The organism is Gilliamella sp. wkB7 (genome assembly GCF_001693435.1).
In the GTDB taxonomy this organism is placed as follows: domain Bacteria; phylum Pseudomonadota; class Gammaproteobacteria; order Enterobacterales; family Orbaceae; genus Gilliamella; species Gilliamella apicola_N.
Genome location: NZ_CM004509.1, coordinates 890332 through 917212, shown reverse-complemented (window position 1 = coordinate 917212; position 26881 = coordinate 890332). Strand labels below are relative to the sequence as shown.

22 protein-coding genes and 2 pseudogenes are annotated in these 26881 nt (G+C 33.6%); 9 read left to right on the top strand and 15 right to left on the bottom strand.

The annotated features are described in order from the left end of the window. The first annotated feature begins 12 nt into the window (after positions 1 to 12). Positions 13 to 2445, top strand: a complete 2433-nt coding sequence (locus tag A9G17_RS03960; RefSeq protein WP_065737600.1) for a formate C-acetyltransferase/glycerol dehydratase family glycyl radical enzyme — start codon at positions 13 to 15, stop codon at positions 2443 to 2445. Positions 2446 to 2535: 90 nt separating this feature from the next. Here A9G17_RS03960 and A9G17_RS03955 read toward each other — a convergent pair whose 3' ends face one another. Next, on the bottom strand, positions 2536 to 3396 hold the full coding sequence (locus A9G17_RS03955; RefSeq protein ID WP_065737599.1) for a pepsin/retropepsin-like aspartic protease family protein: 861 nt from the start codon (positions 3394 to 3396) through the stop codon (positions 2536 to 2538). A gap of 477 nt (positions 3397 to 3873) precedes the next feature. Here A9G17_RS03955 and A9G17_RS03950 point away from each other — a divergent pair, with 477 nt between their 5' ends. From A9G17_RS03950 to A9G17_RS03945, 3 genes are all read left to right on the top strand, one after another. Next, positions 3874 to 4617, top strand: coding sequence for a DeoR/GlpR family DNA-binding transcription regulator (locus tag A9G17_RS03950; RefSeq protein WP_065739077.1), 744 nt, complete (start codon positions 3874 to 3876; stop codon positions 4615 to 4617). Between the two features lie 315 nt (positions 4618 to 4932). Beyond that, positions 4933 to 5073, top strand: a complete 141-nt coding sequence (locus A9G17_RS13055) for a hypothetical protein (protein ID WP_172397845.1) — start codon at positions 4933 to 4935, stop codon at positions 5071 to 5073. Positions 5074 to 5196: 123 nt separating this feature from the next. Next, on the top strand, positions 5197 to 5478 hold the full coding sequence (locus A9G17_RS03945) for a YciI family protein (protein WP_065737598.1): 282 nt from the start codon (positions 5197 to 5199) through the stop codon (positions 5476 to 5478). Positions 5479 to 5856: 378 nt separating this feature from the next. On the opposite strand, the gene A9G17_RS03940 is transcribed toward A9G17_RS03945, so the two are convergent. Continuing rightward, positions 5857 to 6765, bottom strand: a complete 909-nt coding sequence (locus A9G17_RS03940) for a LysR family transcriptional regulator (RefSeq protein ID WP_065737597.1) — start codon at positions 6763 to 6765, stop codon at positions 5857 to 5859. 103 nt (positions 6766 to 6868) lie between these two features. Here A9G17_RS03940 and A9G17_RS03935 point away from each other — a divergent pair, with 103 nt between their 5' ends. Both A9G17_RS03935 and A9G17_RS03930 read left to right on the top strand, forming a co-directional pair. Beyond that, entirely contained in the window at positions 6869 to 8893 is a 2025-nt protein-coding gene (locus A9G17_RS03935) for a CocE/NonD family hydrolase (protein ID WP_065737596.1), read from the top strand. A 48-nt stretch (positions 8894 to 8941) separates the two neighbouring features. Beyond that, on the top strand, positions 8942 to 9400 hold the full coding sequence (locus A9G17_RS03930; protein WP_065737595.1) for a lipocalin-like domain-containing protein: 459 nt from the start codon (positions 8942 to 8944) through the stop codon (positions 9398 to 9400). A 461-nt stretch (positions 9401 to 9861) separates the two neighbouring features. Here A9G17_RS03930 and A9G17_RS03925 read toward each other — a convergent pair whose 3' ends face one another. From A9G17_RS03925 to A9G17_RS03910, 6 genes and pseudogenes are all read right to left on the bottom strand, one after another. Further along, the gene (locus A9G17_RS03925) at positions 9862 to 10362 is read right to left on the bottom strand and encodes a GNAT family N-acetyltransferase (RefSeq protein ID WP_141677556.1); all 501 of its coding nucleotides are present in this window, start codon (positions 10360 to 10362) and stop codon (positions 9862 to 9864) included. A 25-nt stretch (positions 10363 to 10387) separates the two neighbouring features. Continuing rightward, positions 10388 to 10604: pseudogene (locus A9G17_RS13225) on the bottom strand (IS5/IS1182 family transposase); the annotation flags it as partial. Positions 10605 to 11423: 819 nt separating this feature from the next. Further along, positions 11424 to 13670: a DEAD/DEAH box helicase gene (locus A9G17_RS03920; RefSeq protein ID WP_141677555.1), complete on the bottom strand. Its 2247-nt coding sequence runs from the start codon at positions 13668 to 13670 to the stop codon at positions 11424 to 11426. 275 nt (positions 13671 to 13945) lie between these two features. Next, positions 13946 to 14896 carry a HamA C-terminal domain-containing protein gene (locus A9G17_RS03915; RefSeq protein WP_065737593.1) on the bottom strand — a complete coding sequence of 317 codons (951 nt, stop codon included), beginning with the start codon at positions 14894 to 14896 and terminating at the stop codon, positions 13946 to 13948. Between the two features lie 324 nt (positions 14897 to 15220). Beyond that, positions 15221 to 15310, bottom strand: coding sequence for a hypothetical protein (locus A9G17_RS13390; protein ID WP_176714251.1), 90 nt, complete (start codon positions 15308 to 15310; stop codon positions 15221 to 15223). A gap of 113 nt (positions 15311 to 15423) precedes the next feature. Continuing rightward, a complete protein-coding gene (locus A9G17_RS03910) occupies positions 15424 to 15762 on the bottom strand; it encodes a JAB domain-containing protein (protein ID WP_065737592.1) in 339 nt (112 codons plus the stop codon). 827 nt (positions 15763 to 16589) lie between these two features. On the opposite strand from A9G17_RS03910, the pseudogene A9G17_RS03905 reads away from it, so the two are divergent. Next, positions 16590 to 17370, top strand: a pseudogene (locus A9G17_RS03905) (KilA-N domain-containing protein). A gap of 28 nt (positions 17371 to 17398) precedes the next feature. On the opposite strand, the gene A9G17_RS13385 reads toward A9G17_RS03905, so the two are convergent. From A9G17_RS13385 to A9G17_RS03895, 3 genes are all read right to left on the bottom strand, one after another. Continuing rightward, positions 17399 to 17629 (bottom strand): helix-turn-helix domain-containing protein, encoded by a 231-nt coding sequence (locus A9G17_RS13385; RefSeq protein WP_442903424.1) that lies wholly within the window; start codon positions 17627 to 17629, stop codon positions 17399 to 17401. Positions 17630 to 18156: 527 nt separating this feature from the next. Next, a complete protein-coding gene (locus tag A9G17_RS03900; protein ID WP_065737591.1) occupies positions 18157 to 19686 on the bottom strand; it encodes a DHA2 family efflux MFS transporter permease subunit in 1530 nt (509 codons plus the stop codon). Positions 19687 to 19694: 8 nt separating this feature from the next. Then, positions 19695 to 20870, bottom strand: a complete 1176-nt coding sequence (locus tag A9G17_RS03895) for an HlyD/EmrA/EmrK family protein (RefSeq protein WP_081301666.1) — start codon at positions 20868 to 20870, stop codon at positions 19695 to 19697. Positions 20871 to 21634: 764 nt separating this feature from the next. Between A9G17_RS03895 and A9G17_RS03890 the strand changes: the two genes are divergently transcribed. Further along, positions 21635 to 22405 (top strand): MBL fold metallo-hydrolase, encoded by a 771-nt coding sequence (locus tag A9G17_RS03890; protein WP_065737589.1) that lies wholly within the window; start codon positions 21635 to 21637, stop codon positions 22403 to 22405. A 458-nt stretch (positions 22406 to 22863) separates the two neighbouring features. Here A9G17_RS03890 and A9G17_RS13050 read toward each other — a convergent pair whose 3' ends face one another. Together A9G17_RS13050 and A9G17_RS03880 are read right to left on the bottom strand one after the other, a co-directional pair. Next, on the bottom strand, positions 22864 to 24177 hold the full coding sequence (locus A9G17_RS13050; protein WP_065737588.1) for a DUF6271 family protein: 1314 nt from the start codon (positions 24175 to 24177) through the stop codon (positions 22864 to 22866). A 114-nt stretch (positions 24178 to 24291) separates the two neighbouring features. After that, a complete protein-coding gene (locus tag A9G17_RS03880) occupies positions 24292 to 25092 on the bottom strand; it encodes a GNAT family N-acetyltransferase (protein ID WP_065737587.1) in 801 nt (266 codons plus the stop codon). A gap of 471 nt (positions 25093 to 25563) precedes the next feature. Here A9G17_RS03880 and A9G17_RS03875 point away from each other — a divergent pair, with 471 nt between their 5' ends. Then, the gene (locus tag A9G17_RS03875) at positions 25564 to 26046 is read left to right on the top strand and encodes a hypothetical protein (RefSeq protein WP_065737586.1); all 483 of its coding nucleotides are present in this window, start codon (positions 25564 to 25566) and stop codon (positions 26044 to 26046) included. Positions 26047 to 26057: 11 nt separating this feature from the next. On the opposite strand, the gene A9G17_RS03870 is transcribed toward A9G17_RS03875, so the two are convergent. Together A9G17_RS03870 and A9G17_RS03865 are read right to left on the bottom strand one after the other, a co-directional pair. Further along, positions 26058 to 26411: a conjugal transfer nickase/helicase domain-containing protein gene (locus A9G17_RS03870; RefSeq protein WP_141677554.1), complete on the bottom strand. Its 354-nt coding sequence runs from the start codon at positions 26409 to 26411 to the stop codon at positions 26058 to 26060. 14 nt (positions 26412 to 26425) lie between these two features. Continuing rightward, positions 26426 to 26842, bottom strand: a complete 417-nt coding sequence (locus tag A9G17_RS03865; RefSeq protein WP_065737584.1) for a hypothetical protein — start codon at positions 26840 to 26842, stop codon at positions 26426 to 26428. Positions 26843 to 26881 lie beyond the last annotated feature (39 nt).

Sequence of the window (26881 nt, the reverse complement as noted above, 5' to 3'; positions counted from 1 at the left end):
AAGGAGAAACTTATGTCTACTCTAGACCTTACTACTGTCACACCAAGGATTAAAGCACATAAAAATGCATTGATTCATATTATTAAACCACCGATTTGCGTAGAACGTGCAGAACATTATACCGAATCTTACCAAGAACATTTGGCAAAACCAGTTGTATTACGTCGCGCTTATGCATTAGCAAATCATTTAAGTAAAAAAACAATTTGGATAAAACACGATGAATTAATCGTTGGTAATCAAGCGAGTTCACCTAGAGCTGCACCAATATTTCCAGAATATACCGTTGGTTGGGTTGAAAAAGAGATAGATGTATTAGGTGATCGTCCTGGTGCAGGATTTGAAGTTACCGAACACGATAAAGAAGTTTTACACCGCGTTTGCCCATGGTGGCATGGCCAAACGGTACTTGACCGCTGTTATGCACTATTCAGTGATGAACACAAATCATTACTTGATACTGTTATGATCAAAGCTGAAGGGAATATGAATTCCGGTGATGCTCATCTTGCTGTTAACTTCCCATTTATTTTGGAAAAAGGTATTGATGGTATTATTGACAAAATTAAAGAACGTCGTAGTCGCATCAATACCACTGATTTTGATGATTTCCATAAAGATCACTTCTTGAATGCATCTGAAATTTCAATGCAGGCCATGAGTGAATACATTGAACGTTATGCTGAATTAGCCCGTGAAATGGCAACTAAAGAAGAACGTTCATGGCGTAAAGATGAATTATTACAGATTGCTAAGAACTGTGATGTTATCGCTCATAGACCACCAGAAACATTCTGGCAAGCAGTCCAATTATGTTATTTTGTTATGTTATTGTTACAAATTGAATCAAATGGTCACTCAGTATCGTTCGGTCGCATGGACCAATATCTTTCTTCATGGTATGAAAAAGATGTTGAGCAAGAAAAAACATTGTCTCGCGAGGCGGCAATTGAGTTATTGCACAGCTGTTGGTTAAAACTATTAGAAGTCAATAAAATTCGTTCAGGCTCACACTCTAAAAGTTCAGCCGGTAGTCCGATGTATCAAAACGTAACAATTGGTGGTCAAAAGCTGGTAGATGATGTTGCTGTTGATGCCGTTAACTCATTATCTTATGCTATTTTAGAGTCTTGCGGACGATTAAAATCAACTCAACCTAATTTAAGTGTACGCTATCATGCTGGAATGAGTGATGACTTTTTAGATGCTTGCGTACAAGTTATTCGTTGTGGTTTTGGTATGCCAGCGTTTAATAATGACGAAATCGTTATTCCTGAATTTATTAAACTCGGTGTAGAACGTGAGGATGCTTACCAATATTCTGCTATTGGCTGTATTGAAACTGCGGTGCCGGGTAAATGGGGATATCGTTGCACGGGGATGAGCTTTATTAACTTTGCTCGTGTTGCACTCGCAACTTTAGAGGGTGGTAAAGATGCAACCAGTGGTGTTGTTTACTTACCTCAAGAACAAGCACTTAGTAAAAATAACTTCAAAAGTTTTGACGAAGTTAAAGCGCAATGGGATAAACAAATTCGCTACTATACTCGAAAATCAATCGAAATTGAGTATGTGATTGATACTATCTTAGAAGAAAATGCTCATGACATTATTTGCTCAGTATTAGTTGATGATTGTATTGAACGCGGTAAAACGCTTAAACAAGGTGGTGCGAAATATGATTGGGTATCAGGCTTACAAGTCGGACTAGCCAATACTACTAACAGCTTTGAAGCAGTTAAAAAATTAATTTTTGATGAACACATCATCAAACAATCCGATTTAGCTAAAGCATTGGCTGAAAACTTTGAAGGTTCTGCCGGTGAACAATTACGTCAACGCCTACTCAATAATGCGCCGAAATACGGTAATGATAACGATGAAGTGGATTATCTTTTAGCTGAACTATATAACTATTATATTGATGAGTTAAAAAATTATCGTAACCCTCGCTATGGTCGTGGTCCAATTGGTGGTACTTATTACGCTGGTACTTCATCTATCTCTGCTAATGTGCCATTTGGAGCACAAACTGCGGCAACACCAGATGGACGTAAAGCATGGACACCATTAGCTGAAGGTGCCAGCCCATCATCAGGTACTGATACCTTAGGGCCAACAGCAGTATTTAACTCATTAGGTAAATTACCAACGGATAAGATTCTTGGTGGCGTGCTTTTAAATCAAAAACTCAATCCATCAACCTTAGACAATCCGCGTGATAAGTTAAAACTCATGATGATGCTACGAACATTTTTTGAGGTTCATAAAGGATGGCATGTTCAATATAATGTTGTTTCACGTGATACGTTACTTGCTGCTAAAGCACATCCGGATCAATATCGTGACTTAGTTGTTCGTGTTGCTGGTTATTCTGCGTTCTTTACAGCACTATCACCCGATACTCAGGATGATATTATCGCTAGAACAGAGCATGTTATCTAATTAATTATAAACCTCAGTAATTAATGTAAAGACCTACTGATGTAGGTCTTTTTCAATGATTTGATTATCGACTTTAAATATTAAAATAAATCATTTTATCACAGCAGGTTGAATCCACATTTGCTTATTTTTAAAATCAATTTTAACTCTGTTTTTACTTAAAAAGTCGGCGCCTAATAATCCGTCAGCTTGAAATTCATTAGGAAATGAATCAATTATTATTGGAAGAACGCTATCATTCGCGACATTATTCACATCAAGTGATATAGCTTTAAAATCATCTTCAGGATCGCTTATTGTAATTGATTCCGGTGACAGGGATTGTTGTTTGATGAGTGATAATGTCGCCCCTGTATCTAAAATCATTTTATAATTCTTTATACCATCGGACAGATTGACAACCAAACCTTCATCATTTAAGTCAAAGGGAATGGCAATCCATTGTGGAGTTAAGTTTGTTGCAATATCATCTGATATGGTTATATTACTTTCAGGATAATTGATAGTTAATACATAATCATCAAACAATCCAAGCCCAATAACAGGTTTATCTTCATTAGTATCCTCACTATTATTAGTTTGATCACTCGAAATATATAATCCCCAATCTTTATATTCGACGACTTGCACATTATTAAAGATAAAAGAATTTAACACTAACTTATCGATGATAAATGATCGCAGTTCTGTGACACTACCAGAAAGATCAGTCGACCTGTTTTTTTCAGAATTTTCCATTTTATTAGGGATTTTATTAATTAAATCCATCGGTAGGTGTAAAGCTATATTAGACCCCGTGTCCAATATCATCTGAATTTTTTCACCTTGATAATTTATCATGATTAAAGGTAAATTATATTTGTCATCAAAAGTTAGATCCCAAGTTACTTCCTGACTTTGCGCAAAACGACTCATAAATAGCATGAGTAAAAATAGTATTTTTTTATTCATAGAATTATCCCCAATGTATTCTCATTCCATATATATCTTTTCAATTTGATATTATTAATAAATGTTTGTTACTTATACTTTGTTTAATTTGTCATATTAATAGTATCTAGTCTATATTCAATAATAAAATCTATATATTATGATTCAGTTGTTTGTATTGCTGATTATTCAGTATTCTTTAAAGCTATAGGACTTGATACTCAGGATGATATTATCGAAAGAACAGAGCACGTTATCTAATTAATAGGTAATTTATAAACCTTGGCAATTAAAGTAAAGATCTACTGATGTAGGTCTTTTTTTGACTTAACGAGATCGTTTTTAAAAGATTAATACAGTAATTTATAACTAAATCGATCATTGTCACTTTTATAATGACAAATACGATTTAATTCATTACTATTTTTCTTTATGTGTTTACTCATATATTAATATATGGATATGGCAATTTTATAACAGGTGATTATGCTTTATTTAATGAATGAACGACAACAAGAGATTATTTATAAAGTTAATGAACTCAATCAAGTTAGTGTCAATGATTTAGCTGAGCAATTTAATGTTTCTGTTGTGACCATTCGTCATGATCTCAATTTCTTAGAGCAAAACGGTTATTTAAAGCGAGAGCATGGTTATGCTGTTGCGGTCGATAGCGACAATCTTGATGCTCGCATGAAAATAAAGTTCCCATTAAAACAAAAGATAGCAGAATATGCGGCTTCGCTAGTCAATAATGATGAACATATCTTTATTGAAGGAGGGAGTACCAACGCCTTATTAGCAAGGCATTTAGCCTACACTCGCCGAATCACTTTAATTACTTCCAGTTATTACATTGCTCAATTACTGAAAAATACCGATTTAAAAGTGATTTTGATTGGAGGAGAATATCAAAAGAAAAGTGAAAGCGTTGTGGGTGAATTAGCTTGCCTTGCGATAAAACATTTACATTTCGACAAAGCGTTTATAGGTATTGACGGTTTTTTACCAACTACAGGTTTTTCAGGACGAAACCAAATGCGTACCGAATTAGTCAATACAATATTAACCAAACCTTGTGAAAACATTATTATTACCGATTCCTCAAAATTTGGTCAAAAACAACCCTATCAATTAAAGCCGATCGAATCAATCCACCGAGTGATCACCGATCAAGCGATTAATCTTAATGATGAACAATATCTAATAGCAAAAAAAATTATTGTTGATAAAGTTATTTAATTAAGCATAAAAATTTTTAAATAAAAAAATAGCTGGATTTAACTTCAGCTATTCTTTCTCAAATTCCTTTCTATTTCTTTAGAATAATGAAGATTGTTTTTTGGAAAAGATAGGTAATATACTTCATTTTAGGTTAATTCTATTTTTAACGAGCGTTTTGATTATTTTTTTAATCGCAAAAGCCCAATGTATATATTGGTATAACTTCTATTAATTCATTAGGGACAAGGCGAAGACAATTATAATTTTGCTATAAAATCATTTTAAGATAGTAAAAGCTTTTATATCGGATATAAAATAGCTAAAGATGAAAAAATGACTATATTGATGAATGGCAATAATTGTAATAAAAGTAATTCATATGAAAGGCCAAACAAAGCAGAAAAAGTAGGCGCTTTTAAAAAATTAGCTAAAAGGTTATCTTATGAAGATGATTATGTAATGATTGCAGGATAAAGAGCAAAAGATCTAATTCATGTTTTTAAATAATATATAAACACTGAAAATTACATCAGTTGATTTTTATGAAATACGAAATTTACTATATTGAATTAAATAGATTTTAAATAAGGAATAAAAATGATAATTGTAACTTTAACGTTTAAAAAACCTATGCCTGAAATTTTTGCAAAACTCGATGAGCACAATGTATTTTTAGATGATTTTTTTGCAAAAAATAAATTTCTAGCATCTGGGCTTCTGGAAGATAAATCAGGGGGTATAATTTTAGTAATGAGTGATTCAATTGAAGAAGCACAAAATATTATGAAATCAGATCCTTTTTATATTCATGATTTGGTGAATTTCGACTATACTTTTTTTGCGGCTACTAAACTATCACCTAATCTACAGCTAAAATAAAACTTTTTGATATTCTTATTTAATAAATTAAAGGATTTCTTTATTTACTTGAGATTTTTAACATATCTCGAGTAAATAATATTGATATTATACATATTGTTGTATATTTCTAATTTCTCTGTTTTTGCTGCCGTAAATCCCTCTGTATAGTCCTATTCCTAGGATATAATCATCTATTGCCTAATAAATACTAAAAATCTAATTCAATAAGTGATTTTGCATTCTCTTCCAAATCCCTAATGCCTCCACATTTAAATATATTTAACGCCTCTTTCTTGTCTCTGTTAACTCGACTTAAGCCTCATCAATACAATAGAGGATTAACATCCATTCAATCAGAAACACTTTTTGGGAAAAACGCTAAGTGTGTATTCTAATTTACTTGATCAATACCGATCTGGGGTGATCTTGAGCTAAAATAGTTGGTGCAATCAAGATCTCTTTGAGCTTGTTTAGTAAAGGATCATTTCCATCTCGTCGGCTGATAAGTGACAGTAGAACCGCGCAGTTCGTTGTAAGAGGTTTATACGTAACCTGTGGAAAATTTGGTAGCTGAAGTACTGTAGGTAACACACAGATGCCACGCTGAGCTTGAACAAGTGCTAGGACTGCGATCGGGTCGGATTTTGCGATGACTGTTTGGGGATGAAGACCAATAAGACTTTTCACTACGTCAAGAGCCTCACCGTCACTATTGGCAAATTCGATAAACACTTCTTCCTTGAGGTCTTCAAGTTCAATTATGGGTTTGGAAGCAAGTACATGATGAACCGACATACCTACGACTACGGGCAATTTTGTAAGATGGTGCACTCGAAGCGTCTGTTGATAGTTGTCAAGGACAGGAGCGAATACGAAGTCAACCTTATCAGTCATAAGCCTTTCATTTTGTTCCCATGGTTCAATTTGTTGTAGCAGTACTTCGACCTCAGGCATGGCGTGTTCGATCCGCGTGAGGGCTGATGTCAAAATACCAGAATGAACTGCGATGGCTGAATAGCCGATCCGTACACGTCCTAATAGCCCCTTGCTAACGCGCCATGCAGTTTCGATCGCGCGCTCAACATGTTCAAGAGCTTGATTTGCCTCTTCAAGGAACACCTTTCCCGCTTCGCTAAGCGTCACACCTCGACGATTGCGATTGAGTAAACGGCATCCTACGGATTCCTCAAGGAGCAGCATTTGCTTGCTAAGTGCCGACTGGACGATGTGCAGACGCTTCGCCGCTCTTCCAAAATGCAGCTCCTCAGCCAGTACGACGAAAGATTTCAGATGGCGGAGTTCCATTATTACCTCTTGGAATTACAGGGGGAACATAATGTCATTGGACATTATAAGTACCGAATTTTATTATTGTCAACAATAACCGAAACCAAAGAAAGGATCTGCTATGACTAAATCAAAACAGTCTCCGACAATACATCTACCTTGCATCAATACTACCGAGTCCATAAGCCGACGACGCTTCCTGAGTGCAATGGGGATCGCCGGCGGGGCTCTTGCCGCCAGTCAGTTCGGTTTGCCATTCATCGGAAAGCCAATTAACTCGGCGTTTGCAGCGTCATCAAAAAATGAAGTTCCTTTTTCCGAAAAGCTGCCTCTTCGAATCTATGGCAACGATGCTTATCCGACCTACTTCCGTCGTCCATTACCTTTGGATGCACCACGAGTGCGTTATCCCGGTTTCAAGCCTGGATCAGAAATTCTGCGTAAAGGAACCATTCGACGTGAGGGTGCGATGCCATTACCTTGTGACATTATGTTTGAGCGCGATCTCGCGATCACACTACGTGATGGTACGGTGATTTATACTGATGTTTTCCGTCCTGTCGGCGATGCTGTCCATCCGGCAATTCTCGCTTGGAGTCCATATGGCAAAGAGATTGGTGGCCAATGGCTGGACGAAATTCCAGAACGTTATGGCGTCAAATTAAGTATGACGTCTGAAATGATGAAATGGGAAGGTCCTGATCCAGCTTACTGGGTCAATGCTGGTTACGCCGTGATCAATCCCGACATTCGTGGTGCTTATCGTTCTGGTGGAAATATTGTCGGCTGGGGTCGGCAGACCGCCGAAGACGGCTGTGACGTAATTGACTGGGTGGCAAGTCAAGGTTGGTCTAATGGTAAAGTAGGTATGGCTGGTAATAGCTGGCTGTGTGTTTCGCAGTGGTTTATCGCAGCAGAACAACCACCGCACTTAGCTGCCATAGCGCCATGGGAGGGTTGTACCGATATTGCCCGCGGTGATTTTCTCCGTGGTGGCATCCCTCGCACCGCATTCCCAGAAGCGCTAATCCAAAGCTTTGGTGGTGAGCACCTTTTGGAAGATATGCCGCGTATGGCTGCGACTGAACAGGATATGACGCCTTACTGGGCAGATAAAGCTGCGCGCCTTGAGCGCATCGAAGTCCCAGCCTATATCGTTGCTAGCTACGATAATGTCGCTCATACATATGGAACGTTTGACGCGTGGCGCAGAATTTCATCCAAAGAGAAATGGCTACGTGTTCATAATAAACAAGAGTGGCCGGATTTCTACGATCCTGCTCATCAGGCTGAACTTAAACGCTTTTTCGATCGATATCTGAAAGGCGAGAAAAATGGATGGGAAGAAACCCCAAAAGTTCGTATCTCGGTTCTCGATCCCGGGCACAAGGATGAGGTTGATCGTATTGTCGAGGCGTTTCCTCCAAATGGTTATGATCATATCAAGCTTCATATAGTTGATGTTTCTTCACTGTCAACCACGTCATCCAAGAAATCGGGTGTCGTTTCTTACAATGTGAATGGTGGTTCAGCTACATTCTTATTGCCGATTGATCATGAGGCGGAGCTTATTGGCTATAGCAAGCTGCGTTTATTTGTCGAAGCCGATGGGGCGGATGACATGGATCTTACTATTTATTTAGAGAAAGTGGATTCTGCGGGACGAGCCATTATTCGCGAGACATATCCCGGTGGCGCAGCACCGACCCGAACGGCAAGTTATCTGAGGGTTTCACGTCGTGCTCTGGATCCTGTCCTTTCAACTGAGATAGATCCAGTACTTCTTCTACAAGGTGAACAGCGACTTTCACCTAAAGAAGTGGTACCTGTTGATATAGGCATCTGGCCGTTGGCAATGAAGTTTCATCCAGGTGAACAGTTAAAACTTACGATCGAACCTTTCCGTAATGATCCTGTCAACTTACCTTTCGGACAGGCGGCGATTGATCTGCCAAAGAACAGCTTTACGTTTGAACCTGGTACGGAGCCAGAGATGATCCATCTGGCAGGCGGTGGACCAGCAACGATGCCAGCATGGGCCAAGTCTCAAGAAGTGATGCCACCGTCCCGTAACAAGGGCGTTCATCATATTCATTTTGGTGCTGAGTGTGATAGTTATCTCCTTGTACCATTGAAGAAACTTTAAATCGACCAATACTGACGGGCTTTATGCCTAAAAAAGAGGGAATTTTTGATGACTCATATTCTTCGTGAACAATTAATCGGGGCATGGCGCCTTGTAAGCTACATTGAACGACCGCGAGACGGATCTCCAATACGCCAACCTATGACCGATCGCCCCCAAGGATTGATCCTTTACACACCAGATGGCTACATGTCGGCACAACTTTGTGCCCCTGATCGCTCTCATTTTGTATCGGGAGACTGGTTTGTCGCTTCTCCTGAGGAGTTCAAGGCGGAAGCAACCACATATATCGCCTATAGTGGTCCATGGAAACTGGGCGAGGAGCCCGGAACAATCATTCACGGCATGGATGTGTCGCTTTTCCCAAACTGGTGCGGTCAACGCCAGCTTCGCCGAGCACGCATTGAAGGTGACCGTCTCTTTCTGTCTTCAGTAGAGCCGGTACGCTCTGGCGGTGTTGAAATTGATGCTACGCTGGAATGGCAAAAGTGCAGTGGACAAATTTAGTATTATACTATTAGCTAAATCCTGCTGTTTGTTACAGATAATTGTAGTGGCATAAAAATAGAGGTAAGGAATCTATTTGGAGGATAGCAGAAAAATTTTTTATTTTTCCACATAGAGCTTGAACTTAATTGACTTGACCACTACAGTATCCTTGCTCAACGACCAGAGATGCTGCATCTCGTTTAAATTCTGTTGGATAACTTTGAAGTTTCATTATCATGGTTCATCTCATTTTGATGATGTTATTTTACCATCTTATTTGGTGTTAAGAATTATTAAACCACTACACAAACAAGGGGTATCTGTACAGCAGGAAAGTTGCGCTTAAAACAGGAGAATGGCGATAAATAGTCACTTATCTAGAGGTATTTAGGTCTAAATATAAGAACAAATGCCTCAAAAAAGCGCGGTTAGGAATTTAGTTTGAGTGAAGCTTTACTGTATAAAGGTCGCAATAAAAATCAAAGTGGTCTATACATATGGTAATTTATCAGTACCTGATTTTTTCTGTATATTTTATTAGCCCACTTTATTTTAAAACCCCATTTTTTGAAAATTGGCATGGCCACTTTTGACGCATCCACACTTAATTGTGAAAACTTTTTCTGGTAGGCCAAGTCAAGAACATGGTTATAGAGTTTTCTAGCTATGCCACGCTTTTGAAAGTCAGGATGTACGTATAGACAGTCTATGTAACCATTATCTCTAAGTTCAATAAACCCCGCAAGACGTGAGCCAAAGATAGCCATCCAAGGCTGAGTGTTATCTAAACGTTTTAACCACATCTGATAATCTGGTGGTGTTGGGCACCATGCTTCTTGCTCTGCTTTGCTATAAATATCGGTATCAATAGCATGAATAGTCGAATGAAACAAATCGCATATTTCAGTTGCATAGAGTGGTGAGTATGGTTTTACTTCGATTTTAGATGCAACATTACTCAACGTGTTTCCTATTTTCATTATGATTTGCTCCAACAAGACTTTGCACTTCCTTATCGCCAACATTGACAAGGCTGGCTTGTGTACTAATAGCTTCGTGAGTATCCACATCAATAGCTAAGTGTGATTTGCGCCATGTTTTGCTTTTTTTAATTTACATTTACCAAAGACTTTAAGGTCTGTCGAGTCAATAACGAAATAGCGAATAGACCTCTCGATTTATTGCTATATTTGGCGTAAATTGTCTTTGAACGTTTACTAATATTAGACGGATGATGTTAATGTAACATCCATTGGCTTGAAAGCCAACTCGCTTCAAAATACTTCATACATTACATATCAAGCTTTCAATTAAAAAAGAGATAGTAAGGAAGTATAATGATCAATAAAAGTAGGAAACATTTTAGACAGTTTTAAGTGATATTTTTTATTATGAATCAAATGAATAATAATCAAACGTTATGCACGTGTTAAGTGTATCTTATTGGAAACCGTTAAACGTTTCCGAATTCCAGATAGATACGATCTTTAAATCTGCGGTATACCTTGCGTACATTGGTCAACTACACACTTAGCCCTCGTTCTGATGCGGGACTTATTAGCCATACAAGAAAGAGCCTGAATTTAAATACCCTATTGGGTGATATGTTAAGCTAAGACTACCGTTTGAGCGGTAAATTTAGTCTATTCTAAATCAGTGGCTTTTTTAGTTTAACTATTCTATAGATTTAGAAAACTTCACTGACATTTTATATTAATCTTATCAGCACATCCCCAATGACCTACTGGTGTAACCAAACAAAGCTATTAGGCTTAACCGGCAAAATCTCACCTCATACTTTTACAGGGCATGACTCAATACTACATTTAACAAGGTTTTATCGAAAAAGAGGCACTAGCCCTCACATCTACGGGTTTAGGGCATGGGGGACGGGAAGGGAATGAATATTAAAGACGTATATAATTTAAAAGAAATGAATGACTGTAAAATCAATTAGCTATAAAAATAAATCTTGTTTTTCATGAAATAATTAGAATTAAATATACTTTTAAAATGAGTCTTATGCTCATAAAAAGTATATTTATAAAATTTTTTTTATGTCTTCAATAATAATTGAAGATATGTCTAATTGGTCTAAGTCTTGTCTTTTAATCCAATCCAAGCTCTCATTTTTGGACATTTGAGTATTAACTATATAATCTGTCAGCACAATAACTGTATTACGACTCAATCCTAAAGATAACAACGATAGATGTGTTTTTTGAGAAACACCGAATTCTAACCATAAATTTAACTGCGGTATATTTTCTAATAAATCGTATCTCTTATTAATTTCTAAAAAATATCTTAATATGTCAATATAACAACTAGAATCTTTTGCAAATTTAAATCTTACAAACTTTTCTATATTGTCCATAACCTCTCTAATAACTACTGGGAGAGTTTTTGTCTTATTGTATTTAGGATTTTTTTGATAAGATTCATAACTTTTTTTAATTAGGTATGACAAGGGTTTTCCTGTCATCCAATTAATAACAAGTAAAGCTCTAGATTGGTTTAATTGCTTTGGATATTCAGAAATCGTTTTACCGATTCGACCTATTAACCTTGTATATTCTTCGAGAGCATTTACATCATTAGGATAAACAGGGATAACTTCTTCAATTCTATCTATATTACTTTTAAAATAGTCGAGTAGCGATTGTTGAGCTATAGGCGAAATTCCAGGATTTCTCTTAATAATATAAGAAGGTAACTCAATTGTAGAACTAATATATTGCAATTTTGGAAGTAATTTTTCATGAAAAGATGTTTGAGGGAAAGTTTCTTTATTTAAAATGTATTTAATATAATAATAGCCGAATGCGACTTCTAAATCCTGCCTTGAATTAGCATCTTTTCTTGGAGCTTTATCTGAAATAAAATTTAAAAGCTCTTCACCATTTTCTTCAACAATATTTAGTGCTCGTTTGATTATTTGTTTTGATTTATTCGGATTCGGCTCTATTTTCCATGAGTCAGGTTCAATACAAATAATATTGCCACTAAATTCTTTTCCCCACCTTCCTGCCCGCCCTGCTAAATTCCAAAAATCATTTTCATTTAATGGGTTATTTTTACCTCTAGTGGGTTTTTTCATAAAAATCGATTTTGCAGGTAAATTTACCCCTTCTAAAAGGGTTGATGTGCATACAAGGTATTTAATATTTCCATTTGAAAAAAGTCGTTCTATTTCCTGCCTTATTAACAACGGCATATTTCCATAATGAAAGGCAATCCCTTTCTGTAATACTGTAGCAAGAGCATAATTAGGATGAATAGCTTCTTTTACAAGAGTTATAAGCTCTGTTATTTCAGATGAAATTGATGATTGTTCTAGTAGGTCAAACAATAATAACGATATTTTTTCAGCATCCGCAGCTCCATTACAATATATTAAATTACCACTATCCTGATCAGAAAATCTTTCCGAAAGAAGAACAATCTTATGTAACTCTGTCGAAGGTATATGTTCCAAAATAAGTTTCCCTATAGGTAAAGTTTTATCAGTAGTACAAATGGTTAACTGCCATTCTTTTAATTTTCTAGGGATCTGTGTTGCATAAATTAAATTTTGATTAACAGCTAGGAACTGTGTGTTAACGATATTCTTTTTACCATCACTTAAAACATTTTCCAGTAATATTTCAGGATTGGAAGTATAAGGACTAGAAAAATACACTTTAATTTTGGGGTTATACCTAACTGTTTCTTCGAGTTTTTGTTGCAATAATATACCTCTATTTTTATCCTCTATTTTATGAGCCTCATCTATAATAAGTAAATGTAAAGAAATGGATTTATTTTCAATTAAAAACCAATGTAATCTTTCTTGTGTAAAGATAAATACATTTGATTTATTAATTTCTATCTCTTCTTGAGGAGGAACTGTTGAAATATTTATATTTTCTTCTAATTGATTAGCCTTGATAAGGCTTCTTAAATCTAATTCTACTTGACTGATAAGCGCTCTAGTAGGAACTAAATAGATGATATTTTTATTACCTTCAATCAACTCTTCTAAAAGAACATTGCAAAGAACAAAGGATTTTCCTGCAGAAGTTGGAGCTGAAATACTAATAATTTCATTCTTTTTGTGTGCTTCATAAACTTGTTTTTGGAATCTATTTAAAAATATTAACTTATCTTTTATAAAAATAGAATTCTCGAAGTCGGATCTTATTTTTTGTAACTTAAATGTAATTGGATAATTTTCTTCATAATTACTATTCAGGTATTCTTTATGTATAGCCATTTTTATAGCTAATTTATTAGTTAAATTATCCAATATAATAGCCGATGCACTCTTTTGGGTTTCTGAACAGGTATCTTGGATTAAGCAAGTTTGTGAAATTCTTAATGCGGCATCTAGATGCAGGCTATTTGAAGAGTAGCTTAATATAGATGCAATACCTAAAAGATTATTCCAATCAATTATTTTAAGTAGTGACTACTTTTCATTCTCCCATATTAAATTGGGTATTGTATCGCAAACAGACAAAACAAGAAGTGCATCATACTGTCTCCTAAAGCTTCTCAAATTATAAACTTTTTCTGCAAGCATTAATCTAATATTTCCAAGTAGTATTTTCTAAATTCTTCAACTGATGGGAATGGTAATAAAAAAACATGTATCTCTTTTTTCTCAAGGTTTATATGCTTCCTGATTTTATTACTTAAACTTCTATACCATTTATTATGTGTTTTTAATATTTCCTTTTTTATATCTTCTGTAGTATTAGTCAAATCATCCCTTAATGGGTATTTTTTATAATCAAAACCTATAAAACACACGGCTTTATATACAAGATTATTCGAAAGATCATCATCTTTATCAAAATACCTGACTAAAATACTTTCTAAATTTTTATCATTTACATTAGCATGAATATTAGATGTAATTAGCTGTAAATCTCTTTCTTGAATAGATTTATACCCTTGAGAATTTAATAAAAACCCATTAATACTTTCAAAACACTTTGTAATAGCATCACTAAATTTTGAATACATCTTGGCTTCTGCCCAATATAAATTTAAGCATTTCGAAGAAGTATCATATTTAATGTGTACTCCATCAGCCCCTTGATAGTGCAGTTGTCCAGAAGTTTTTAAAGACATCTTACTAATCAATTGAGGTAGTTGTAAAAATTCTTGAATAAGAATATAGAGTAAAATTTCACCACCTTCTCCAGTTTTTTCTAAGTTGGTAAAAAGACCTTTAGCTTTTTTCTTAAGCTGCTCTACTTTTGATGGTGATTGTGTTTCATTAAAATATTGTCTAGCTTCATCAATTTCTTTTTTAGGAATTGCGTACTCAACAATCTTCGTATCTATAAATTCGATCAAATCCATTAATCGCAAATTTCCATTAGCATCAACTTTTAGGCAATAGCAATAACCTTTTGCTTGAGTTTCTGGAATATCAATACAAAAGGATACCTCCTCAATACGAGATTTTATTTCTCCTTTTGATTGAATAAATAATCTATCTATTGCATTTTCTAATCTATCCATAGTTTTAATTGAATTTACAATCTTAAAATACAAAAGGTTGATTTGTATAGACTAACATAACTACAATTTTTTTTAAAATGAATTCTCAAGTAAAGATAAAAACAAAATATTGTTCTTGAAATAAAATGGAATAAACGCCGATATTTCAGTCTGGTTGGAGAAGATGTTGCAATTTACATTTCCGAGCCAATTCTTAATCTATAGTATAGATAACTAGAGTTCTCTTCATTACAAACCAACATTATGTGTTATTATAACTTAAGTAAAGCTTTATCCAATTAGTCAAGAATACTTTGGGATTATAAGTTTATTAAATACAAATTCTTATTTTTTATTAATAATAATTTCAACAGTTTTCGGTGTTATATCTAAAATATTAGCGATATTTTCTACTTTAACACCTTTTTCAAGCAAAGCTAATATTTTAGATTGTTCTCTAGCTTCCTTTGCCTTATCTTGAACAGATTTTGTCTTGTTTTTCTATAATTCTAACCTTTCTTTAGCAATCCGCTTTTTTTCTTTCTAATCTACTCCACTACCTGATAAGTCGACACATATTTAGGGCTTTTTTCCAACTCATCCATTAAATCAATATACCGAGAGCTTGTATAAGATACTGGGGATATTATCAAGTGGTCTACAAATTCTATATTTAATATATGCCCTACTTGGATTATTCGATCTATGATATCTTCATCGGGTACAGAGGGTGCTAATCGTTCTGAGGGATGATTATTTACGGTAATAACTCGACAAGCATTTTTCATGGCAGCTACACGGAACCCCTTCATTGGTTCAACATCAACTGATTTATAAGACTCTAAGGCAAAGTGTTCAATATAAAAAATATAACCCGCTAGATTCATGCCAATAATCTAGAAATACTCTTTTTCTAGGTCTATTTTATTGTCACGTAATAGCACATTCTTCATGATATTATAAACATCATTCGTGCCTTTTATATAACGTTTATCGTTTTTACCGAGTTTTATATCCATTATGAGGTACATTGTGTAAGAATGAGTTTGTTAATGTTATCAATATAACATAATTCCATAGAATTAAAGGTCATTGATAATGTAAGCTCATATGAGGAATTGATACTGGCACAACTTAAATTAAAAATGAGAAATATAATGAATTTGACTTTTTATTTGATAAAAAAACAGGTATGCACACAAATTAGGCAATTAAGATGATTGTTTGATAAGTATATGACCGATATTTATGAATAAAATTAAGTAGTAAAAAGTGGAAGTAATTAGTTATTTTAAAGTAGGTAAAAAGATTAGGTAGATAATTTGATGTTTATTTGAAATTAGTTATTTAAGTATCGCATCAAGAAGATGGCGGAAGCGCAGAAAAAATAAAAGCCACCCGTCACTAAATCTATAATATTGATTATTAATCATATTTACACGTTAAAAAATTTCCATAAAATCCCATTGGACGTTTCGTTGGACATTCAAATATAGAACTTATTTTGAGTAAAATAATATTATTTTTAATCAAAGTTAAACCTAAATTTTGAGTGTCTCAAATTATTTATTGGTTAACTATTTTAGCTTTTCTTTGTTGATTTGTTAAATATACTGATAAAGTTGAACCAATCAAACCCATTAGGCGTTTTTGATGTGCCAATTGGAAACACCAAGAAAAGCCTTAGTATTGTGGTGCAAGGAACACCGTTACGATTACAAACAATCATGAGCAAGATTATATTTCACTGACTGATATGGTAAAAAACTTTGAGGGTGGTAGTGCTTTAATTGAGCAATGGCTGAAAAATAAAGACACATTACTATTTTTAGGTGTATGGGAAAAAATTAATAACTGCTGTTTTAATTCCCTCGAATTTGAGGGAATTAAAAATGAAGCAGGTCGAAACAGTTTCTATCTCTCTGCTAAGAAATGGGGTGATCTCACCGGAGCTATTGACCTACAAGCCAAGGCAGGTCGTTACGGTGGCACTTATGCCTATAAAGATATTGCTTTTGAGTTCGGCTCATGGCTCAGCCCTGAATTCAAGCTTTATCTAATTAAAGAATTTCAAAGATTTAAAGATGAAGAAGCCAAAGTAATGTTACTGGAATGGAATTTCCAACGTACTTTGGCAAAGGTCAACTACCGCATACATACAGATGCCATTAAAGAACACTTGATTCCGATACAATTAACAAATGCACAGACAAGGAAAGTGTATGCCAGTGAAGCAGACTTACTGAATATAGCTTTATTTGGTATGACAGCAGCACAATGGCGACAAGCCAATCCTGATCAAAAAAGGAAACATACGTAATGTTGCTACATTAGAGCAATTAGTCGTTTTATCTAATCTGCACAGTATTAACTCAGTCTTAATTCATCAAGGTATAAGTGCTTGCGAACGCTTGATACAGCTCAATGTTATTGCGATTAATCAAATGCAATCTTTGGTCAATATTTCTGAAACGAAGAATCTTATATTCAGTTAGTAGTATATAAACGATAATACAGTGTATTTTAGGTATGTAATGCCTGAAATACGCTGTACAAACAGTAATGTTTTCCGTATATAGTGTCTTTATTATCAATTATTAAAGCTCGTTTGAGTTGTGATGGTCTCAGCCCCAAACTAGATAAACATGTTCTGCTAAAATGAGCCGAATCAGAAAATCCCATATCACTGGCTAATTTTGTCAGTGTTGTAGGGGAGTCGAGTATATCAATTACATCCTGTAATCTTTTCCACAATAGATAACCCCTGAAATTAATACCCAACTCAGAACGAAAAAGATGAAAAAAGCGACTTTGGCATTAGAAAACTTATTGCATGATGGAGAATATTACTGGAGACTAAAAAGTTCCAACGGAGCCGTTTTATGGCCTAAAAACATAGCTGGTTCACTATCTCACTCTAATAATTACAATAAAACACTCAAATGAGGTTCAAAGCATAGGGTTGATATAGAAAAAATAATGTCCACTCAAAAAGCAATTGATTTAAGTCAAACGATCCTAAAATGTCCTACTCCCAGTGACATGATAATTGACATAACACATTACATTACTTTAGTATTTTCAGCCCAAGAGAGTTTATATAAGGCGTTTAGCTCAACTGGTATTACACTTTCATATGAAGATATTTTTTGCATAGGTATAAACAAAGAAAAAAACATGTACATTACATGTAGGTAATCTGATCAATAAAGTTTTTGAAGTTCATTTTTATTTTTCAAAATATTATAATCTTGTTATGACTTACATATTTATCTAACCAACTATTTTTCTATTTCATTCTTTGATGTAATGGTTGATTTTGCAAACCAAACAACTATGATTAATAGTAGAAAAATAATTCCATATAGCCAAAAAATTTCGTTGGTTGCGATTACCAGCCCCTGATTAGTAATATTTTGTGCTAGTTTTGCCGAAGCTTGAGTTTCAGAAAAACCTTGCAACTGAAACTGCTGATATGTGTATTCTAGCGTTTGTATATTTTGATTCATTAGATCAGTTAGTTGGTTGTGATGAATTGCTTCACGATGTTCCCATAATGAATTTGTTAAAGAAGTACCAATGGAAGTAGATAATGTTCTAAAAAAATTAAATAAACTTCCTGCTGCCGCTAACTTGTGAGAAGGTATATCAGATAAAATTATTATATTCAAAGGCATAACAAAGCAAGCTATCGCAAATCCTTGAAAGAATTGAGGCCATGCAGAACTCGAAAAATCCATATTAGGCTCAAACGAGTAAGCTCTCCAAAAAAAGCACAAAGCAAAAACAATGAAACCAAAAGTCACAAGCTTCCTCATATCTAAATAAGGAACAAAACGGCCGACTATTGGAGCAAGAACGATAGGAACTAAACCAATGGGAGACAATGCTAATCCTGCCCACGTTGCAGTATAACCAAAGACTCGTTGTAATAGCTGTGGTTGCATAACTAATGTCCCTATATGTAGCAAAAATGCCAAACTTATGCAAATCGTCCCTACTGTAAAATTTCTTGATCTAAATAAAGATAGATCAACGATAGGATGATTCGATGTCATTTCCCAAAGAACAAAAAAAGAAAGTGTTACTAACGCTATCACAGATAAAATAATAATTTCAGATGAATTAAACCAATCCAGTTCTTTCCCTCTATCTAAAATAAGCTGTAAACTACCAACACCAAATATTAATAAAGCAAGCCCGATAGTATCAATTCGAGATTTACTTATTTCTGTTTCTCGCCCTTTTAATAATATTTTAATACTTATCCAAGCTATTAGACCAATTGGCACATTTAGTAAAAAAATCCAGCCCCAAAATAAATTGTCACTTATCCATCCACCCAAAATAGGTCCACAGACGGGAGCAATAATAATCGTCATCGACCATATTGCTAAAGACATATTTTTTTTGGAATTTGGAGAGTTAGCTAATAATAAGCTTTGAGAAAGAGGAATAATTGGTCCAGAAACCGCACCTTGTAGTATTCGTGAAATAATTAACATTTCAAGGCTGTTGGAGACACCACATAACCAAGAGGCTAAAACAAACAAAAAAATTGAAAACAAAAATAACTTAACTTCCCCAAAGTACTTAGCTAGCCATCCAGATAAAGGAATTGAAATGGCATTGGATACGGCAAATGATGTAATTACCCATGTTGCTTGGCTAGTTGATGTTCCTAGGTTTCCAGCAATTGTAGAGAGTGCTACATTGGCAATTGTTAAATCTAAAATTTGTAAGAAGGCCACTGTTGCCAATGCAACAATAAGCCCAATTAATTTTGCACCTGATAGATATAATGGTGACATTTTATGATTCACTGAATATTACTCTCTAAAATTAAGTTATTTTGCATAATTTCTCGTACTAGTTGCTCGAATTCATCTAAGTCGTAAGCAAGTACATCTGTTTGATATTTAATTTCTTGAGGTGAAATATCAGTAAGTAATTTTCCACTTACATCACTGGTATCCACTGTTACATACATAGATAACCCCACCCGTAATGGATATTCCTTAATTTGTTCTTTATTCAATTCAATACGGACAGGTAAACGCTGAATTACTTTAATCCAATTTCCTGTTGCATTTTGTGCTGGTAATAACGAAAATGCACTTCCCGTTCCCATAGCAATTCCTGTAATCACCCCGTCGAATTTAATATCATCTCCATAATAATCACTAGTTAACTTAACTTTTTGTCCTAATCGAATGTGTTTTAGTTGAACTTCTTTAAAGTTAGCTTCTACCCAAACTTGATCCAAAGGAACAATAACTAATAATCGTTCTCCTCTATTAACTTGTGTTCCAACTTGGACTTGGCGCCTCGAAACATATCCAGTGACAGGGGAAACAATTGTTACTCGTTTTAAGTTAAGCCAAGCTTCCTTTAGTTTAGAAATAGCTTGCTGAATATGTGGCTGTTCTAATAATGAATTCTGCATTAATAGGGCATTATTAATTTCTAACTCTTGCTTGGAAATATTTAAGTCATTTGAAGCAATTAATACATCTTGCCTAGCATGCTCTATTTCTTCTTGTGAAATAGCATTACGAGACCAAAGACCTTCTCTCCGAGCTAAATCTTTTTCTAATTTATCTAATGTCGCTTGTTTTAATTGAATACTTGCTAACAATTTTTCAGTTGTCAGTTTGATCTGTTGAGTTTCTCTTATTACCTTGGCTAATTCATTTTTTGCATAACTAAAATTATTTTCAGCATCAATTGATTCTAATTGAGCGATAACATCTTTTTTTCTCACAAAGTCATTATCATCAACGTAAATGGAGGAGATTCCTCCACTTATTTGAGTATGAATTGGAATTTGATTTCCCATAACATACGCATTATCTGTAGATTGTGTAAACCGAGAAAACATGTACCAAAAAATGAAGTATCCTATCCCTGAAACTAGGAAAATAACAGATAAAATAATCAATTTTTTATATCGTGTTAAACCATTGAATTGTCGACCATCGGTGTTGTTTTCCATCGTACACTCCATTTATATCTTTCATTTTAATCATTGCTTCTATGAACAGCATCACAAAATGCTATTTCATTAAGCAGACATTCCACCATCAATAAATAGAGTTTGATCCGTAATATAATTACCCCCACAACCGAGTAAAAAATTCACAGACATAGCCACTTCCTTATTATTTTCCATTATGTTACTCCATCTCTTGTTTGGTTATTAGATTGTGAAAAGTTAACGACATTGTATAAATGGGTGAGTAATATTGTCTTGAACAAATAAGCTGACTTCATTTTATAAAAAAATCATTTATTTATTTAACTCTCTATATTTCAAATAGTTATTTATTCTTTGACAATTATTTTCATTTAAAAAAAGAATGAGAGATCTAATATAGCTAGTTTATTAAATTAAATAACCTTTGAATTGATATATGCTCACCCAACATATATCAATTAGAGGATAAAATTCATGACTTACGACTGTGTAATCATTGGTGCTGGACAAGCTGGACAGTGTTTAGCATCATTTCTGACTAAAAAAATATCACTGTTCTTATATTAGAAAGAGATGAACGTATAGGAGACGTCTGGCGTAGACGACCAGATAGTATGTGGTTGTTTACACCAAGAGCAATTAATCAGCTACCAGGTTTAATTATGGCTGGTGATCAAAAAGGGTATCCAGATAAGCATTGTAACTATCCACTAAAATAGTTCATAAAAAAGTAGAAAATTCTCTATAATATTTTTAAGTAGAATTTTAAGGAGAATTTCAATATGAAAATAAAATTATTAATTAACGATATTAGAGGCTTTAAATTAAGCCCCAATAAAGGTGTTAGTTTTTGTATTGAAGATGATAATACAAAAATTCTAATGGATTGTGGATCTGAATGGAGTGAGAATTTAACTCTAAATAACATAACTTATATAGTTTTATCACACGGTCATTATGATCATTCTGGTGGAATAAATCATGTAAATATAAATCAGGATGCATTAGAAAAAATAACGCTGATAGCGCATCCTGATGCATTAGAAAAAAGATATGCCATCAATCCACTAAAAACTCGATCGGATGGCAGGTTATCTTTGGAAAAATTGAAAACAAAATTTGATATAAAGTTAACAACAGAAGCTATTTGGTTAACAAAAAAAATGGTATTTCTTGGTGATGTTGGTGGATGCAAATTACCCACAGGAATTATTAAAACTGATAATAAAATAAGGTTAGACTATATTAATGATGATTCTAGTTTAGTATATTGTTCAGAAAAGGGATTAGTCATTATTACCGGATGCAATCATGCTGGTTTGAAGAAACATATAAATAAAGCTATCAGAATAACTGGGGATAAAAGAGTTTATGCAATAGTAGGTGGATTACATTTTAATGGGCTTTCTGTATTAAAATTACCATTCGTGCTTAGAATTTTAAAAAAAACAAATGCGACTAATTTTTATACATGTCATTGTACAGGTAAAATTGCAGAAAAAATATTAAATTCAAAAAAAATGTCTACTGGTGATATATTAGAGTTTATATAATCTATATTTTTTGTCTTAATGATAGTGCTGTTATGTTAAAAACTTTAAATATGTGATGGCTTGTTTGTCGACCAATCACTTTACGTCCAAACAAATATAACCATCCTTTACCAGTTTAGTTTAATATAAGTGAGATCCATCACACAGACAATTATCATAGAAGAGACATTTGCCCACTTTTTTGGCGAAGATCGCTTAACACTAGGATATTGGTGTACCAGTGAGGTCATAGAAAATGACGTCATGATGTATTACTCTCTCAAGAGAATAAATGGGCAAGAAATGGTACAAAGGGTATACTAACCATATTTGCAAAATTGAATATGAAAATTTTTTCATTCTTAAAGACTTATAAAATTAGGTTATTCAATAATAATTTTCAAATACGGGTTATTGTAAACAATGTCAGGAATTTTTAACTGTATTTCTAATTGTATGCATAAGCATATTAATTTTACTTAATGATCAACAATAAAATCCATTAAACTAATGTTCTTGGCCTGTACTATGATTTTACTCCAGTTTTTTAAGAGTTTAACGTGTAAGAAGTATTCTTCATTACATTCGGCAATACATTTTGCAGTGACTTTCCTTAATTCTTGTCCTATCTTTGAATAATTTTCATCGAATTTTAATAATACTTCATCAATAATTCTGATTATATGCTCTTCTCTTTTAGTATCATTAGAAGCAAATGATGCTATTTTTTCAGAAAGAGACTCACACATTTGTTGAGAAACGAAGCAATCATCATAATCACAAAAGTTATCAATAAGCTTATCATTATAGATACTTCCATATAATGAAAAATAATCTGCAAATTTTAACATCCCATACCAATATTTTAGTTTTTTATCATACTCAAATCTTTCATCATGATATTCATGAAACACGGGTCTAGTATGATGTACAGATGGGTAGCCTAATGCAGTCGAGGTATCAAAAGCGAAATAATCCGCTGCTAATGTATTTTTACCAGGTAAGTTTGGTAGGAACTCAAATAGTCGATAGACACTAACATTACCACAGTCAGGATTACACCCATCGTCAACAGAAGTAACTAAGGAAATAACATCATTTTGAGGAACGGGTTGCTCTAATTTGAATATATCATCGCAAATATCAATAATATGCTCAGATTTAAAACCAAGTAGTTCATATATTTTATAAACATAGTCATACGACACTTTTGCAAAATCTTTTACATCAAGATTCCACTCACCTAAGTAATTCCCACCAACCACAAGTATTCGTCTTTTATTGTTTATATCTTGTTTAAGATTTTTGATATCCAAGTCATTAACTATTTCCATTATTGGTTTACCTAAATACTTTAATTCATACTCAATTGGATAGACTTCCCTAGCTTCACTCCTTCTATCAAATAACAAACAAGTATCAGAATCTCTTCTATGATAGGCGTTAGCCCCCATTGAACACGCAAATAAACCTAATTTATTCATAGCAGTAGCATAATCAGTGCCTGTATAAGTAAAAATCTTATAGAAATCATCATCCATACCTTTAAAGAGTGACTTAAAGTATTTTTTCTGTACATCAACAGATAGATGTAGAATATTCAATTTTGGATATTGATTTTTTAATGATTTAATAATTTCATTATTTTCTATAGATGAAAATTCATTGGTTTCAACTACAATTAAAGGAATATTAACTTGCAAGACATCATTTGCGTATAAAATCTCCTTAATATAACTACTAACACTATCTTTAATACTTCTATTTGTTGGTATAAAAAATACTGATTTCATAGTTACTCCTTAGTTAATTGAACTAATAATTAATTTTTTAACCAACGATAATATTTAAAATGATTTTTCAAACACATAATATTTAAAATCCTTAGCTCCCCATGTTTTTTTAAATTATCTTAATGTATCACTATGTGAAAACCCCAAGTTGATATAATCAATATCTGAATACTTAGTAATAATATGGGAGAGTACTTTATGATTTGGTTTAAATTTCAATGAAACACTATCACTAGCGTTTATCCAATAAAAGATATTATTTTTTGATTTTAATATAATACTACCTGATACAATTTTGCCATTATAGTAAGCTAAATATAGTTCTGCATTTCTTTCATCATTAAGCAAATCTTCGATTAAAGGCAAACTGATACAATAATTAGCATTAACTTTTTTCAGGGTTTTTATATATAAATCATAAAAAAACATTAATTCACTACGATTATTTTTATTATAACAATGAACTGTTATTTGATTTTTTTCTGCGCATCTAATATCTGTTCTCACACTACCTTTAAATAAGCGATAACCCAACTCTATAAACTCTTGCATTACAATTATTTGAGTAGTCATTTCTGTTTTCAGATACTTATTTAGGTTTTCTACAGAAAGTTCGCAAGGAAAAAGTGGAGGGATTTTTATTTTTTTTATGTCTATATCATGGATAATTTTTAGGTTAAAAATTATTTCTTCAAGAACAAAACAACTCTGTGGTGCTGGAAATATACCGCCATAACCAATGACACCAATTTGGTATATTTTATCAATTTCATTGTAAAATAGATCAACCTTGTAATTTCTATTTGCAGCATTAATTACTATATTTATATAATTAAATTGAAAATATTTAGTTATGATGTTTTTGAAATAATCATCATGGAAACAGTAATGATATGATTGTAGTTTATTTACCATTCTCCGCTCCATCATTATCAGAAAAATATTTAACAAAACAAATCTATATATAAAATAGAATTAATTTTCTAAATCATTAATTGTTAATGGATTTAAGTTTAATCAACAAATAATATTTGATATGTTCCATATTTATTTAATTTTTAAGATAAGAAAGCTATAAATAACTTTTGTTACAAAGAACGAATACATTGATTTATTATTTTTACAATATCAGTTATTATTTTTATGATAAGACTGATATTTTACTGTATATAGGCAAAAGTAAAAACATTCTTTTATAATCATGATAAAACTAAGCGCCACGCTGAGTTAATTAAGCAAACGGCGCACATCAATTTTATTTGCACTGCCGGGGAATTAGGTGCTTTGTTACTCGAATCAGCAGAGATTCAATCAAGGCAACCAATTTATAATCGGTGTTTGAGAAAACATCAAAATCTTTATTCATGGGTGTTAAATGATGACTTCATGCCAATTTTATACCGTGTGGATGATATTGCTGACGATGAAATCAGTGTGGGGTTGTATCAATCACAGATAAGAGCAAAACAATGGTTACTAAAACTAGCTGAAAAAAATGAGTTATGCACTAAAGTCCTTGGTCTAGAATCAACCCATCGTGGCTGCTGTTTTAATTATCAGTTGAAACGCTGCCATGGAGCGTGTTGTGGCGATGAGACAATAGCAAGTCACAATCAACGCCTAATTCAGGCATTTGAACACTATGCGCTAATAGCTTGGCCTTGGCAATCAGCGATTGCTATTGTTGAGGAAGATCCGCGTTATGAATGTAAAGCATTTCATATTATCAATCAATGGCGTTATTTGGGTTCTGTCACTCATTTGCATGATATGCCTACCGTACCTCTTCCCCGTTTTAGTCGAGATAGTTATCAAATTTTAATACGTTATCTTCAATATAAAAAAACCAACGTCATTGAGTTGGTATAGCGTGATATCACTTATGAAGTTTGATTATTCAAAAAAATTTTCAAATAAGGATTGTTATAAACAATGTCAGGAATGAGTATTGTCGGGTCATTAAAGAGATAACCATGTACTTTTTTAGTGCTTTTGGGGCCTTCTAACGCACATGTCCAAATGCTGTAACTATCATCTTTACGTTTATGATATCTAAGCTTTTCAAACGCTTTTTGCATATATCGCCAGACAGGTGTTTTTTCAGTTTTAGCAACCAGTTGTACTTGAGGAAACTCCATCACGTAACGCATAAAAATACCGGGTGTAACAATAAAAATCGTATCATCCACCGTATGAATTTGTGCTTGTGGTTCGTTGATGATGAGCTTTTGCATTAAGATAGCTTCTTTTAACACTGCATAAAATGTTCACCAGAAGGTGTTATTTCATCTATTTGTTGCATTATTTTCTTTTCCTTATCGGTAAATTCAATCAAACTGTTTGTTGGTTCAGTTGGTTCAGTTGGTTCAGTTGGTTCAGTTGGTTCAGTTGGTTCAGTTGGTTCATGAAACATTGATGAATAATCATTCAAAGGATTAGTTAGCTGGCTATCGATGATTAATTTGGGCTCACTGTGGTTGATTTCAGTAATAAACAATTGACTTACTGTATCTGCTGATTCCAGTTGTTCATTCTCGCCATTCATTTCAAGTAAATCAAATACCGCTTCTAAACTATCGGCTGACGGTGAATTATTAGGTGTTTTTACTGTTTCAACTTCATGGGGTATATCGGGTGCATTTTGTTCTGTAAATAAGGTTGTCATTTCTTGTGCAACATTATCAGTAATGGATTCCTGCTCTAC

Excerpts from the sequence above, each read along its gene's own strand:
- A9G17_RS03960 (WP_065737600.1), top strand. The coding sequence starts at position 13 with ATGTCTACTCTAGACCTTACTACTGTCACACCAAGGATTAAAGCACAT.
- A9G17_RS03955 (WP_065737599.1), bottom strand. The coding sequence starts at position 3,396 with ATGAATAAAAAAATACTATTTTTACTCATGCTATTTATGAGTCGTTTT.
- A9G17_RS03950 (WP_065739077.1), top strand. The coding sequence starts at position 3,874 with ATGAATGAACGACAACAAGAGATTATTTATAAAGTTAATGAACTCAAT.
- A9G17_RS13055 (WP_172397845.1), top strand. The coding sequence starts at position 4,933 with ATGACTATATTGATGAATGGCAATAATTGTAATAAAAGTAATTCATAT.
- A9G17_RS03945 (WP_065737598.1), top strand. The coding sequence starts at position 5,197 with ATGATAATTGTAACTTTAACGTTTAAAAAACCTATGCCTGAAATTTTT.
- A9G17_RS03940 (WP_065737597.1), bottom strand. The coding sequence starts at position 6,765 with ATGGAACTCCGCCATCTGAAATCTTTCGTCGTACTGGCTGAGGAGCTG.
- A9G17_RS03935 (WP_065737596.1), top strand. The coding sequence starts at position 6,869 with ATGACTAAATCAAAACAGTCTCCGACAATACATCTACCTTGCATCAAT.
- A9G17_RS03930 (WP_065737595.1), top strand. The coding sequence starts at position 8,942 with ATGACTCATATTCTTCGTGAACAATTAATCGGGGCATGGCGCCTTGTA.
- A9G17_RS03925 (WP_141677556.1), bottom strand. The coding sequence starts at position 10,362 with ATGAAAATAGGAAACACGTTGAGTAATGTTGCATCTAAAATCGAAGTA.
- A9G17_RS03915 (WP_065737593.1), bottom strand. The coding sequence starts at position 14,896 with ATGGATAGATTAGAAAATGCAATAGATAGATTATTTATTCAATCAAAA.
- A9G17_RS03910 (WP_065737592.1), bottom strand. The coding sequence starts at position 15,762 with ATGAATCTAGCGGGTTATATTTTTTATATTGAACACTTTGCCTTAGAG.
- A9G17_RS03900 (WP_065737591.1), bottom strand. The coding sequence starts at position 19,686 with ATGTCACCATTATATCTATCAGGTGCAAAATTAATTGGGCTTATTGTT.
- A9G17_RS03895 (WP_081301666.1), bottom strand. The coding sequence starts at position 20,870 with ATGGAAAACAACACCGATGGTCGACAATTCAATGGTTTAACACGATAT.
- A9G17_RS03890 (WP_065737589.1), top strand. The coding sequence starts at position 21,635 with ATGAAAATAAAATTATTAATTAACGATATTAGAGGCTTTAAATTAAGC.
- A9G17_RS13050 (WP_065737588.1), bottom strand. The coding sequence starts at position 24,177 with ATGAAATCAGTATTTTTTATACCAACAAATAGAAGTATTAAAGATAGT.
- A9G17_RS03880 (WP_065737587.1), bottom strand. The coding sequence starts at position 25,092 with ATGGTAAATAAACTACAATCATATCATTACTGTTTCCATGATGATTAT.
- A9G17_RS03875 (WP_065737586.1), top strand. The coding sequence starts at position 25,564 with ATGCCAATTTTATACCGTGTGGATGATATTGCTGACGATGAAATCAGT.
- A9G17_RS03870 (WP_141677554.1), bottom strand. The coding sequence starts at position 26,411 with ATGCAAAAGCTCATCATCAACGAACCACAAGCACAAATTCATACGGTG.
- A9G17_RS03865 (WP_065737584.1), bottom strand. The coding sequence starts at position 26,842 with ATGACAACCTTATTTACAGAACAAAATGCACCCGATATACCCCATGAA.